This is a genomic window from Sphingobacterium faecale, assembly GCF_016746095.1.
In the GTDB taxonomy this organism is placed as follows: domain Bacteria; phylum Bacteroidota; class Bacteroidia; order Sphingobacteriales; family Sphingobacteriaceae; genus Sphingobacterium; species Sphingobacterium faecale.
In genome coordinates this window covers 206,080-220,486 of sequence record NZ_JAERTY010000008.1, presented here as the reverse complement: position 1 = coordinate 220,486, position 14,407 = coordinate 206,080, and the positions used below count along the sequence as shown (strand labels likewise).

Here is a 14,407-nt window from a genome sequence, read left to right as displayed (position 1 = left end):
GGTAATATTATTATGGTTGTCAGAACAGAAAATATAAAAGTTTTGACACTGGAGGACTTTGCAAACCCAAATATTGGGTTTATCATCTTGCCGCTTCACACTTTTCATCAGCAGGGTAATTTTCTGTCCGTTCCTCATCAAAGAATGTTTTATACGATCATTTACTTTGAAGAAGATTGTGGGAGATTTGCCATCGATCAAAGGATCATACAAGCTAAAAGTGGAGAAGCAATTAGCATTGCACCATCTAGTGTCTGTACATATGAAATAAATGATAAAGCTAAAGGGTGGGTTATGCTTTTCTTAGATGCTTTCTTTACAAAGCGTTACAATGATAACGTTTTACACGATTTTTCCTTTTTAAAAGTGAGTTCTATTTATAATCATTTGGAGGACACCATAGATATACCCAGATGGTGTCTGATGATGGATGCAATGTACGACGAATTTAAACGTCTAAATGCAGACTCAAAGTCGATTCTACGATCCTACCTAAATATCGTATTAGGGATGTTGGATCGTTGTAGCGATATTACCGTAGGTATTCCAAACAATAATGAGAAAGAAGGTAAAATACGGACATTCGAACAGTTACTTGAAAAATACTATAGAAAGGAAAGATTTCCATCATTTTATGCGGAGAAGTTAAATATCTCAACAAATTATTTGAATCGTATATGTAGAGAAAGACGGAATAAAAAAGTTGGAGATCTAATACGTGGTAGGGTATTACTGGAAGCAGAACGATTGCTATTCCATACGTTCAAAACTGTTTCGGAGATTTCATTTGAACTTGGATTTGATAGTTCATCATATTTCATTACCTTTTTTAAAAAGAATTATGGAATTAGTCCAGAGGAATTTCGTAAACAACAAAAATAAAATAATGATACCTGAAAAATATTTAAGGCAGTTCCAATGAAATGGGGCTGCCAGTTTTTGACGGATGTAGGAAAGCAGAAAACTCTTATTAATTAAAATTCATTAAGTAAATTGGCTCTAGTAAATTACACTGGTCAAAGGGTATATTCTATTTGCTACCCATTTTCTTAATACTTTACCCATACTTCTTGATTTTGGCCATACAGGCTCAAAACCATATTGGGCATATAACTCATAGGCATTTCCGTCCACTATAAGATTGACATAACAAGAAGAAGGTAACTCGTTATCAATAAAATCATTCTACATAGTCATGATAAGCTTTCCTAAATCCTTCTTTTCGTGCTCTGGCAAGACACATACGTCTACAATTTGACAATGACAGCCCCCATCGCCAACCAATCGCCCCATACCTACCACTTCTTCTTTATTATCTAAATCTAAAACAATCACACTGCAAAGTGAATTTTTAAATGCTATACTTGCAGCATCGTGTGACTTTGGAAAAAGTACGCAAGTCTCTCTTAGAAATTTGTATTTCTCAATATGCGGAAAATCGCAAAGAGATTCTTATGCGATTTGATTAGTTTATATTAGGTATCCTTTTCCTAGTCAGAATTATAGATAAATTGCTAAAAATTGTATCCAAATTAATATCACAATATTTGATAGTATATATTAATTCGAATCATCTTTTACGTTTTCTTGGCTTTGTAGTTGTCCAAATAAATATAAACCATATACCGAAGGCAACAGCAAAACCTATCCAAGGACTTCTCATAGATAGAGCGGCAAAGAAGCCTACGGTTGCAATGATACAGGTTATAAAAAACCAAACTATATTTTTCATCGTCTATCAAATTTACGTTTTTAACACTGAAAAAGAATTACATCGGAAAATTATTCCCATGTAATTCATTATCGTTCCTAGGCAGCAACATTAGCTGTCTGATTTTCTTTTTGCATTTTCTTCATTACCTTAATTTCAACTTTTCTAAATAGTGCAATAACTTTTCGCTGTACATCGTCCACAATCTTCCAATCTTTATCGATATAAATATCAGTTGTCCGATTACCTTCATCAACATGATTAAGTGCTAGAGCTATATCATCTTTACTCATACGACATTCATTCCTAGCCGTACTGGCAAAGGTGTGTCTGGCCCAATAAAAGGTTGCTTTTGGTATATCCGTGAGTTTACAGACCTGTTCCATTCCCTTGCTCAACGCTTTGTTGAGAGCTCCTATAGTAGAGTAGCGAGACTGAAGATTTCCGATATACTTTTGCAACAACGGTTTGGCTTCATCAACGACCTTGATACTGATAAAAGCATGGTCTTTTCGCTTCCCCTTTGTTTTAGAGCGGTTATAATCTATACGGTCATTTCGGATATCCTCTGGCTTAAGCTGATAGAGATCAACAGCATTGATACCACAAAGGTAAAACGAAAGCATATAAAGCTCGGTAGCCAATTCGGCACGACTTCCTGGTTTTACGATGCAGTCGCGGATGGCCAATACCTGTTCGAGCGAATTGTTGCGTTTTTTAGTTAATGGGGGTGAACCAACCTTATATTTCTTGAATGGATAATGGTTGATAAGGTAGACACCGATATCTTCGTTGTTGTAATACCTTCGGGCCTCGTTGAAAAGCGTCCGCAGATCGCGCATGTAGTTGTGGACAGTTGCATCTTTCACGCCATCCACGGTGGTGGTTACCGGCTGTCCGAATTGGTTTAGACGGGTAAGGGTACGTTTGGTCTTTAGATACCGCTCATACGCCATAAGCATATTATAATGGATCTCGTTGATAGATACTGAAGCACGATTGAAGTAATCAACCAGACTGTTCCGAACTACGTTTTGATTTTCGGCAGTCTTGACCCTTCCTTCCTGTTTCAATCTTGCAATATGGGTATCGCAGAACTTGATAAAGTCGATGTCCTTATCTTTTTCTCTTAAATAATTCCTCAACGCTTCTGCTGAAAAGTAGTCGAGTTTACTTTCCATATTGCTGATGGTTCTCCGATAATCCCTTAGCTGCTGCTCTACGATATCCGCAAGAAATGGGTCTTTGATTTTAAACTCTTTGGTCAGCTGTCTTTTGACTACGAAGTGTGTCGTGTCGATGTACTTTCTTTCACCTTTGTGGTAGACAATGATTTTTACATTGTAAGTGCCATCACTTTTCTTGTGGTGCTCATAAACTTTTGCGCTTACGGTTGCCATAATTTTTTTCCTTAAGCACGCCAAAATTTCTGTTACATATTTGTAACAAAACGACGTGAAGTTCAACAAAAAACTATGTAAATCACACCGTTTAGGGGTATCCGTCACGGCGTAGGAAAGACGTCCTAATCGTCCTAAAAAACAAAAAAAGCTGTTTTTGATATCAAAAACAGCTTTTTTAAATTGGCTCCTGAAGCTGGGCTCGAACCAGCGACCCTCTGATTAACAGTCAGATGCTCTAACCAACTGAGCTATTCAGGAATCTTATGTTGTTTTCCCTTTCGGTGATGCAATTATCGGAAGTTTAATTTGTCTTTGCAAATATTTTTAAGCATAAAATTGCAACTTCCTCAAACCCAATCAGATTTTTTACAAATAAATTCCTCTCAGGATAAGACTAGCAATAGTGAAATAAATTATCAATCCTGTCACATCAACCAAGGTCGATACAAAAGGAGCCGACGAGCTCGCAGGATCAGCACCCAGTCGCCTAAGAATAAAAGGCAACATTGACCCTGTCAACGACCCCCACATAACGACACCGACCAAAGAAAGACTCACGACTATCCCAATCAACACCCAATACTCACCATAGGCATCCAAAAATGCTTCAAAGCCCGCAACACGCACAAACCCCAGTATACCCAAAATCACCCCCAGCAACAAGCCCGAAATTATCTCACGTTTCATCACACGCCACCAATCCGACAGCGTCACTTCTCCCATAGCCATAGCCTGAATAATTAAAGTCGAAGCCTGTGAACCCGAATTACCACCACTAGACATAATCAATGGCATTAGCACCATTAAAAAAACAGCCTTCTCCAACTCACCCTCAAACTGCTCGATAACGGTCGCTGTCAGCAGCTGCCCCAAGAACAGTACCACCAACCATCCTCCACGTTTCTTAACCAAATGCATAATGGATACGTCCAAATACGGTTCATCCAACGCCTCGGTACCACCAATACGCTGCATATCTTCCGTATACTCTTCGTTAGCCACCCAAAGGATATCATCAATAGTCACAATCCCCAACATAATCCCCTGCTCATCTACTACAGGTAGAGCGACCCTATTATTCATCCGGAAGACCGTAACTGCATCCTCTTGGGGATCATTTGCATTGAGAGAAATCAAACGATTATCGATCAGCTCCCCGACCTTGGTATCCGGATCCGCCAGTAGAATATCTTTAATTCTAATATCATCGATAAGCTTTCCTTCCGAATCTATCACATACAACACATCAATGGTCTCGGAGGCGCTTCCATACCTACGTATGTGATCTAGGATACGCGTAATACTCCAATGCGCTTTCACCGTAATATAATCTGGCGTCATCAGTCGCCCCACACTATCTTCGGGATAGCCCAGCAGCGAGAGCGCTTCCTTTCGTTCCTCAGGAGAAAGCATGATGATAAGACGTTTTACAACATCTCCCTTCAGCTCCCCAAAAAACGAAGTCCGGTCATCGGGAGGCATCTCATTGATAATCTCTCGAACTTTTGTTGCTGATAATTTTTTGAAGATACGTTCCTGTGTCGGAAAGTCTAAAATACGGAATACATTAACAGCTCGCTTTAAACTAAGCGTCTCCAAAAAAAGCGCGCCATGCTCAGGAAGTTCATCAATCAGTTCCTCAACGTCAGAAATATTAAGTTCATTCAGAAAACCCTCTAGTTCCGCTAGATTATTCCCTTCAATCAGCTGTTCTATATACACGACCTGCATTTCCAATTCTTCCATATTGCCTCCGATATTTATCCTACATGATTTACTTCTTTTGAAAGAGTATGTTAATTAGTGTGCACCTACAAAACACACAACCGTGGTTTAAGTACGCTTGCAAAAGTCGCTTTTTTAAACCAAAAAATATAATCTTTTTTTTTGACTCCACCAGCCTCAACAGAAGATAAGAGCGAACCTAAGGAAAGACATTATGTCACACTCCAACAAACCCACAAAACATAAAAAAATAATGGAGCAAGTCTTTATCATAATTACACCTACTCATATCATTTGCTCCACTAAACAATTAAATATCCTCATTGCTATACCCAAAAACTTATCTCAAAATCTATCAGAAAAAGTCAAGCGCACTATCCCCCAAAAAAACAGTATTGCCTTCTTAAAAAAAGAACAACAGCGACGACCTGACAAGACAAAACAATGATATCCTTTTACTAAAAAAACAGTACCTTAGTTAGGACATAAACGAAACGATGTAGTTTATAACTTGCAGACTGCATTCGTTTTCTTATAAGCACAAAAAAACTTAAAAAAATAAAACAAAAAATTTATTTAAACTCTGAATAACAAATAATTAACAGACAACATATCAAGCAAAGAAAAACATCAAACAAATCATAATTACTACTATTTTTAGCAAAAGCCAATTAAAAACTAATAGCAAATCACTAATAAATGAAAATCAAGATATTACTATCATTTATATTAACAATTAATACCTATCTAATATTTAGTCAAGTTTTTGATTACAGCCAGGCGCATTATAAAGTAAAATGGAAACAAATCTCTACCCAACAATTCCGGCTTATCTTTCCAAGTGAATTTAGCTCAGCCGCTCCCAAGTTAGCCGATAATCTTTCAAAATACATTCAAAATACATCCTCAGATTTAGAAAGGAAATCACGTTTCATCGATATTATTGTTCAGCAAAACCACGTACAGCAAAACGGCTTTGTACAGTTGGCACCACGTAAATCAGAAGTTTACTCCACCCCCTCCGCTATTGCAGACAATCAGGAATGGCTACCAAACCTAGTCCTTCATGAGACCCGTCATATTGCTCAGTTTGACAATTTGACAGGAAAAATAAGAGCACCATTTGGAGAGCAATTAGCCCTAGCCTTATTCGGCCTAAATCTTCCAGGCTGGTATTTTGAAGGTGATGCAGTTCTACAAGAGACACTATTTTCGAATGGTGGTAGAGGTCGTCTCTCGTCCTGGCAGATGCCCATCCGAACAGATATTCTCTCAGGAAAAACCTACGATTTCAATAAATATGTACACGGTTCTTTTAAAGACATAGTACCTAGTTTCTATACCATAGGCTACTTTATGAACAGCGAACTATTCCAAAAAGACCCCTTCATACACGACAAGATATTGGGTGAAATGAACGGAAAATTACTCCGTCCTTTTAATTTCCAACGGAGTCTGAAGAAGACTTATGGAGCAAAATCCAGTGATATTTTCAAGTTGACAATGGCAAATCTGGCACTCCAATGGAAGACGGAGACCAACAATGTTACCCCAGAAATCCCGAAACGCGACCGTTATCCCACGAGCTATCTTCTACCTCAACGTAATAACAATGGCACGTTTGCCCTACAAGAAGGGCCTCAAAGATCGACGAGAATAGTTCAAATAAACCAGAAAAGCGGACAAAAACACCGCACAATTCTACCTTTAGGCATACAACTCATGCCTTATTTTCACCTACAGAATCAACTTATCACGTGGGACGAATACCGGAAAGATGCAAGGTTTGAAAAACAAACCTACAATATTATTATGCTTTATGACATCGTCAGTAAAACAAAAAAAACACTGAGTAAAAACACACGATACTATAGCCCCGTAATATCTCCCGACCTGAAAGAGATTGCTTGCATAGAAGTAGATCTTGCAAACAGAACTTCTATTATACGGCTAGATATAGCTTCTACGCAGCGGATAGATTCCATCCCCCTCCCTGCAGGAATACATCTTCAACAACCCCAGTTCAACGCAGCAGGGAATCAGCTCATAGCTATAGCCGTGTCCGAAAAAGGCACAAACTTAATGCAGATCGACCTTCAAAACAAATCATTGATTACACTTCTCGACTGGTCGAATATCCAATTTGAAAAACCTATTTTCGACCGGGAAGACATTATATTCAAGGCCAATTACGGAAATAAAGATGACCTGTTCAGATGGCACAAAGGATCTCTAACCCAACTAACAGACAGTCGATTTGGTATCTTTAACCCTTCTCTTCATTGCGACACATTATGGTATAATGATTACACACAGCAAGGCTATCAGATCGCCAGCACCCCAATATCTCAGTTAAAAAAACAACCTGTTACGCTACAGCCTATAACCACATTATATAGCAATCAGAATTTAACCAGAGATCAGACCCACAGTTCGGATAATACGAGTAGCGGAGCATATACAATACAAGACTACAGCACAATCAAAAACATGATCAACTTTCATAGTTTAACATTGAGCGGTAATGATTTCGAAAACTTTGACAACCTCAAACCAGGTATCTTTTGGTTGTCAAATGACCTTCTCAACACGACCTACCTTAGGCTAGGGTATGAGTACGACAATGATATACAGAAAAGCACCTATTCAGCGTCCATCTCCTATCAAAAATACTTTCCAAAGATCACCCTATCCTACACAGACAAAGGACAAATTGGCTCCGCAAAAACAAACAGTTCTTCCACAATAGCATTCGATTGGAGAGAGCACATCACCGCATTAGACATTAATCTGCCTTTCAGTAAGTATCGTGGTAACACTATATATTCGTACGGATTCAATTTCGGCACATCTTACATCAAAAGGTATAATATAAGTTTAGCCAATCTACAGAATTTCAGTAACGAACTGGCCTTCCCATTGAACTACCAAGTTTATTTCAATCGAAATGCCCGTAGAGCAACTATGGACATCATGCCGCGTTGGGGACAGAATTTCAGTTTCACCTTCCGTCATTTACCTTTTGAAGAACAACTCAGTGGAACAGCTTGGTCCCTCCGCACCAACTTCTATTTCCCAGGTATTGCACTAAACCACAGCTTACAGGCACGATACAGCATGCAATCCACTACAGGCAGATACACCTACACCCAAGACATTCCTACTATAGAAGGATTTTCCTACATCCCCTACCATAAAATTAAAAACACATTATTATTTGACTACAGATTACCGCTCAGCTACCCCGATCTATCTATAGGTCAGTTTGCCTACATAAAACGTATACGGGCACGTCTTTCTGCAAACTATCAAAATATACATCAGGCAAACCTTATCCCGAAGTCGAATAGTTTAGGAATTGACCTCGACTTTAACCTATTTAAATACAATTTACCACTATTTACGGCATCGATAAAAGGAACCTACATAAATGACAGCAAAGCAAGTAAAACAATATTCCCGACATTCGGATTCAGCTATAGCTACTAAGATATAAAAACAAGAAAACAAACAGCAAATCAAATTGTTACCTACTATACGCGAACAAACTACCAACATACTTATGGCACTGATACCAAAGGAAACGGAGTTGCAAGAAAAGTTGACAATGATTTTCGAAGATCTTCTCCTAAAAAAAGAAAATATAAAGAAAGACCTTGTTCGTACGAGGACAGATTTCAATTCCGCCTGCGACACCCATATCAAAAGCGGCTTTAAATTAGAACAGGACTGGCTAGATGCTAACCTTTGTCACCGGCTCAAATTTATCGAATATGAAATGTACTGCCATATCGCTGAGGTTCTCAATGATTTCAAGGACATATATGGTCAGTTTCCCGAATACATTGAAATGCACCAAACACTCAATCATATTATGATACAGCTTGCTCAAGAGGAAAAATATGAACTTGCAGCGATCACCAAGCTTTGGGTAGATAAAATAGAATCTACGATCCAGGAATATAATTACTGCTAAAAACTACACATTACGTCCTTGCTGTCTGAAATGAAATACAGAAAACAAAATGTAAGACAAAAATACCATAGGAACAGCTGCGATTTTGAAGGCCAGAATAAGTACTAATGAGACAAGCAGAAATATATATTTAAACTTATTTTCAGCCCAGCCCACAGAACTCAACTTCATCGAAAAAAGACGAAGTTCAGAAACAAGCAATAAACTACAGCCCAAAGTCAATCCCAACAAAAAATAAACATTTCCCAGAATCAAAGGAAAAGATGCAACCATAAAAGGTAGGGAAACAATTAAGAATGTATTCATAGGCGTATTAACACCAATAAAATCGGACGTCTGTCGCTCGTCTATGTTAAACTTTGCCAAGCGCAAAGCCGAAAACACGGTGATCAAAAAACCAAGATATGGTATATAGACATTTTCCGTTGCCTGTAACAACAGTGTGTACATCACCGCTCCAGGCAAAAAACCGAAGCTAACCATATCAGCCAAAGAATCCAACTCTTTTCCGATTAATGATTTTACATGAAGCAATCGCGCCACCATTCCATCAAAGAAGTCAAAAATACCAGAAGCCACCACGCAATACAAAGCCAATGTATACTCCCCTTTAAGAACCCACAGAACACCGATACAGCCGCTAAAAAGATTCAAACACGTTATTGTATTAGGTATATATTTTTTCATCGATATATTTAAAATAAGTAACAAAAAAGCCATCTAAAATTAGATGGCTTAAAAATATCAATTTAATATGGAATCACCATAAAAGAGCACATTATTCCCCTACAGATTATCCATTCATACTAATCAAGAACTCTTCATTCGAACGTGTCCCTCTTAACTGTTGTAATAAGAACTCCATAGCTTCCGTAGAATTCATATCGGAAAGGTGATTTCTCAACACCCATAGACGTTGTAAAGAATCCTTATCCATCAACAAGTCATCACGACGCGTACTTGAAGCAGTAAGGTCTATAGCTGGGAACAAACGTTTGTTGGCAAGCTTACGATCCAACTGTAACTCCATATTACCCGTCCCCTTAAACTCTTCGAAAATAACATCATCCATTTTAGATCCTGTATCTGTAAGAGCAGTAGCTAAAATAGTCAATGACCCTCCATTCTCTATATTACGAGCGGCTCCAAAGAAGCGCTTAGGCTTATGTAAAGCATTAGCATCCACACCACCAGACAAGATTTTACCTGATGCAGGCGCCACAGTATTATAAGCACGGGCAAGTCTTGTGATTGAATCCAATAAAATAACGACATCATGCCCACACTCTACCATACGTTTCGCCTTTTCCAAGACGATATTAGCGATCTTTACGTGCCTATCTGCAGGTTCGTCAAAAGTCGAAGAAACTACCTCTGCACGCACAGATCTAGCCATATCTGTCACCTCTTCAGGGCGCTCATCAATCAACAGAATGATAAGATACACTTCGGGGTGATTCTTAGCGATTGCATTCGCAACCTCTTTCAACAAATTCGTTTTACCGGTCTTAGGTTGTGCCACGATCAGTCCACGTTGTCCCTTACCTATAGGTGTAAACAAATCCATGATACGTGTTGAGTAATTGTTTGTACCCAGGTCCAGGTTCAGCTTCTCATCAGGAAATAAAGGAGTTAAGAAATCAAAAGGAACACGATCTCTGATTTCAGCAGGATTTTGCCCATTGATCGATTCAATTCTTACCAAAGGAAAATACTTTTCTCCCTCTTTAGGGGGGCGGATACAGCCTCTTACATTATCTCCGGTCTTAAGTCCAAATAATTTGATTTGAGACTGTGACACATAGATATCATCCGGAGATGTCAAATAGTTGTAATCCGAAGAGCGTAAGAAACCATAACCATCCGGCATAATCTCCAACACGCCTTCATTAACAATAACGTTATCAAAATCAGTATTAGCCGAAGAGGAAGAGCTTTCTACTTTTTTATTTTCAACAGGAGCTTCTTGCTCTGGAGAAGTCTTCACACTATCTTTAGAGGCAGGTTCTGAACTAAATAAGTTCGGTGCAGGTTGATCATCTGGTTTATCTCTGCGTACAACAGGAGAAGCTTCAGTTTTGACTGTCCTCGTACGACGACGAGTCTTTTCTGCTGCACCTGCCTCTTCTTCTGCAGCTGGAGCTGCTACGGGCACTTCTGCCATAGGTTGCTGAGCGACTTCAGCAATCCTATCAATTAATTCTTGTTTACGAAGTTTTTCAACCTCTACAATGCCTAACACCTTCGCTATCTCGCGCAATTCTGACACGAGCTTTGAATTCAATTCGTTAATATTCATTAATGTTGAATTATGATTGTATTTTTTGGATTTTTAATATTTGAAATTTAACCTTACGACTTAAAAAAGTTTCCCTATCTAAGTTAATATAATTAAAACGGAAAAAATGTCACTTTCTTATTCTGAATCAGGATAAACTTGAGAATGCACAAAGAAAACCATAAGATTTGATATTTCAAAGAAAAAATAAAAATTCTATCCGGATACAAGTACTTATTGCCCATACAGATATCATTCCCAATGGAAGATATTTATTTTTTTCGTATGTTTAACTCCCGTAAGTGTACTTAAACCAAAAAAATTCACTGTTAAGTACGAATAGTACAAACTAACATATATTGAAATACAACTGCTGAGCAAATCACAAATACTCGTGAGTATTCCATTCCGATTAATCGGAACAAGTTAATAATAGATAATAAAACAAACCGAGTGAAACGAGCTCATTTATACATAAGAAAACAAGCATAAATAAATATACATAATGAACAATAATAAGGAAACCAATTATTCCGCCCTATACACCTTAATAGTTGTATTTTTCTTTTGGGGCTTTATCGCTGCTGGAAACAGTATTTTCATTCCTTTCTGTAAAAACTACTTCCACCTCGATCAATTTCAGTCACAGCTCATTGATTTTGCGTTCTATAGCGCATATTACGTAGGAGCATTACTGCTATTCATCTTCGGGACATTATCAGGAAAAGATATTGTGGGAAAATGGGGGTACAAAAGAAGTATAGTCTATGGTCTACTTTTTTCTGCCCTAGGAGCAGCAGCTATGATTGTAGCTGTCGAAGTGAACCTTTATTTTGGAATGCTAATTGGATTATTCATTGTAGCCCTTGGATTTTCCCTACAGCAGACCGCTGCAAACCCTTTCGCTGTATTATTGGGAGATCCGAAAACAGGAGCTTCTAGAGTTAATCTAGGTGGAGCTGTAAATTCATTCGGAACTACGATTGGCCCATTGGTGATTGGATATGCGCTATTCGGCACCTTTGAGACTATATCGGACACCGAAATATCAAATTTACCCCTAAATAAGGTCATATACCTTTATATAGGAGTCGGATTGTTATTCATTCTTGCAGCTGCCCTCTTTCATTTCTCGAAGAAAGTACCTGCGGGTATCAACGACGAACCTATGGAATCGGCAAACAAAGCAAAAAACACATTGATTACCATGACGGTTCTTCTGGCGTGTATGTTTATTCCTGTTTTCTTAAGTTACAAAAGTGATATCGCCCTACAGATTGTAGGCTTACAAGAGCAGATCAAGTCAACCTCGGACAGTGGACTAATCCAACAGTTAAAAGATCAAATCAAAGAAATTGGCCACCCATTAGAATTAAAACGAATGGCGCTATTATTTGGGGCTTTTATTGTTGTTGTAGGATCATTGTTATTCTCCTATAGCAGAGCAACCAAGACGGCCGAGGGATGGGGAGCAATGAAATACCCTCAACTTGTATTGGGGATGTTGGCTCTATTTATCTACGTTGGCGTGGAAGTAGCCATAGGTAGCAATTTAGGAGAGCTATTGACTTTAGAAGAGTTTGGTAGCCTACAATCTTCGGAAATAACCCCCTACATCTCTATGTATTGGGGAGGCATGATGATTGGTCGTTGGGCTGGCGCTGTTGCCGCGTTTAACTTTGCGAAAGCCACAAAACAGATTCTCGTAGCCACGGTACCGTTCGTCGCTTTCGGAATAATACTCGCTGTAAATTCACTAGCTGGATTTAACATGTCTCATTTATTTTTCTTCGCAGTCTGTATTGCCGTCCAAGTTATTGCATTCTTTATCAGTAAAGAAAAACCTGTCCGCACATTGGTAATTTTTGGTGGCCTAGGCGTACTCTCCATGCTGATCGGACTTATTTCTTCTGGTACTGTTGCAATTTATGCTTTCTTGACCGGAGGCTTAGCCTGTTCGATTATGTGGGGTTCGATTTTCTCCCTCTCCATAGTGGGCATCGGCAAATATACCGAACAAGGTTCCGCATTCTTGGTGATGATGATTCTCGGAGGAGGTATTATTCCACCGATACAAGGAAAACTAGCCGACATTATAGGCATACACAATTCTTATATTATTCCCTTATTCGGATTTATGTATATCATCATTTTTGCACTATTGGCTAAACGATTCCTCAAGAAACAAAATATAGACATTGACCAAGTTGAAGGTACGGTAAGTCATTAAATCAAAAACTAATTGTACTTTTTACACTAAGTTTTAAACAAAAAAAACGCCCTTAAAATTAATTTAAGAGCGTTTTTTTTGTTTTCAAGCTTTTATTCTCAAAATATTACAATAGTTTATCATGGATATTTGTTAATAAAAATGTATCTTCGAGGTGCATATAAACATTTGAATTACTGGACTAAAACAAACTAGAATGATCATTATTGCAGATGGAGGTTCAACCAAAACCAATTGGTGCCTATTAGACGATAATCAAAAAAAAATCTATTTTAATACAGAGGGCTATAATCCGTACTTCGTAGGAAGCGACTACATTGTAAACTCTCTAAAGAAAGGATTACCACAGGATCTTCCTTTAGACAAAATTAAAGAAGTTAATTACTACGGAGCAGGCGTACATAACGAAGAAAAAGCCAAGATTGTCGAAGAGGCTTTCCGCGTTTTATTTCCAAATGCAAAAATCGAAATCGGCCATGACCTACTAGCCGCAGCCCGTGCATTATTAGGCAAAGAAGCCGGATTTGCAGCCATATTAGGCACAGGAACCAACAGCTGTATCTACGATGGTGACGAAATCACCCACAATATTAATTCTGCAGCGTATATCCTAGGAGATGAAGGCTCGGGTTCTTACATTGGCAAAAAACTATTAACAGACTTTGTCCGCGGGTTAATGCCAGAAGATGTCTCTAAAGTATTCTATGAGACCTACAAGCTCACTCCCGACGAAATTATGGACAATGTTTACACCAAACCATTAGCAAATCGCTTTTGTGCTAGTTTTAGCAAATTCGTCTATGACAACAATGTGAACATCGAATATACGCGCAAAATCGTTGATGATTCTTTTGAAGCATTTTTTGCAAATTTAGTAAGTAAATACCCAGACTACAAAAGCTATACATTTAACTGTATAGGATCTGTAGGTTACAATTTCAGAAATGTATTAGAGGAAAAGGCTGCACAGTACGGAATGAAGGTAGGCAAGATACTACGTTCACCGATTGACGATTTAGTCAAATTCCATATCGATAGATCCTTAGAAAACTAGAAACAGTTTATCTTATAAAACAGAAAGAGG

General features: G+C 38.3%; 10 protein-coding genes and 1 tRNA gene. 5 read left to right on the top strand and 6 right to left on the bottom strand.

The features are described from left to right. Window positions 1–12: 12 nt before the first annotated feature. Entirely contained in the window at window positions 13–882 is an 870-nt protein-coding gene (locus JKG61_RS14805; protein ID WP_202103730.1) for an AraC family transcriptional regulator, read from the top strand. Between the two features lie 303 nt (window positions 883–1,185). Here JKG61_RS14805 and JKG61_RS23335 read toward each other — a convergent pair whose 3' ends face one another. From JKG61_RS23335 to mgtE, 4 genes are all read right to left on the bottom strand, one after another. Continuing rightward, window positions 1,186–1,362 carry a GNAT family N-acetyltransferase gene (locus JKG61_RS23335; protein ID WP_394371092.1) on the bottom strand — a complete coding sequence of 59 codons (177 nt, stop codon included), beginning with the start codon at window positions 1,360–1,362 and terminating at the stop codon, window positions 1,186–1,188. Window positions 1,363–1,809: 447 nt separating this feature from the next. Then, window positions 1,810–3,111 (bottom strand): tyrosine-type recombinase/integrase, encoded by a 1,302-nt coding sequence (locus JKG61_RS14795; protein WP_202103728.1) that lies wholly within the window; start codon window positions 3,109–3,111, stop codon window positions 1,810–1,812. Window positions 3,112–3,295: 184 nt separating this feature from the next. Continuing rightward, window positions 3,296–3,372, bottom strand: a tRNA-Asn gene (locus JKG61_RS14790). A 108-nt stretch (window positions 3,373–3,480) separates the two neighbouring features. Continuing rightward, on the bottom strand, window positions 3,481–4,860 hold the full coding sequence (mgtE, locus tag JKG61_RS14785; protein WP_202103727.1) for a magnesium transporter: 1,380 nt from the start codon (window positions 4,858–4,860) through the stop codon (window positions 3,481–3,483). 678 nt (window positions 4,861–5,538) lie between these two features. On the opposite strand from mgtE, the gene JKG61_RS14780 reads away from it, so the two are divergent. Together JKG61_RS14780 and JKG61_RS14775 are read left to right on the top strand one after the other, a co-directional pair. Beyond that, a complete protein-coding gene (locus JKG61_RS14780; RefSeq protein ID WP_202103726.1) occupies window positions 5,539–8,328 on the top strand; it encodes a hypothetical protein in 2,790 nt (929 codons plus the stop codon). Window positions 8,329–8,401: 73 nt separating this feature from the next. Then, window positions 8,402–8,815 (top strand): hypothetical protein, encoded by a 414-nt coding sequence (locus JKG61_RS14775; RefSeq protein ID WP_202103725.1) that lies wholly within the window; start codon window positions 8,402–8,404, stop codon window positions 8,813–8,815. Between the two features lie 3 nt (window positions 8,816–8,818). On the opposite strand, the gene JKG61_RS14770 is transcribed toward JKG61_RS14775, so the two are convergent. After that, complete coding sequence (locus JKG61_RS14770) at window positions 8,819–9,502, bottom strand: CDP-alcohol phosphatidyltransferase family protein (RefSeq protein ID WP_237249488.1); 684 nt, start codon at window positions 9,500–9,502, stop codon at window positions 8,819–8,821. A 106-nt stretch (window positions 9,503–9,608) separates the two neighbouring features. Then, window positions 9,609–11,114, bottom strand: a complete 1,506-nt coding sequence (rho, locus tag JKG61_RS14765) for a transcription termination factor Rho (RefSeq protein WP_202103723.1) — start codon at window positions 11,112–11,114, stop codon at window positions 9,609–9,611. A 484-nt stretch (window positions 11,115–11,598) separates the two neighbouring features. Here rho and JKG61_RS14760 point away from each other — a divergent pair, with 484 nt between their 5' ends. Together JKG61_RS14760 and JKG61_RS14755 are read left to right on the top strand one after the other, a co-directional pair. After that, window positions 11,599–13,323, top strand: coding sequence for an MFS transporter (locus JKG61_RS14760; RefSeq protein ID WP_202103722.1), 1,725 nt, complete (start codon window positions 11,599–11,601; stop codon window positions 13,321–13,323). A 196-nt stretch (window positions 13,324–13,519) separates the two neighbouring features. Continuing rightward, a complete protein-coding gene (locus tag JKG61_RS14755; protein WP_202103721.1) occupies window positions 13,520–14,377 on the top strand; it encodes an N-acetylglucosamine kinase in 858 nt (285 codons plus the stop codon). The last annotated feature ends 30 nt before the right edge of the window (window positions 14,378–14,407 follow it).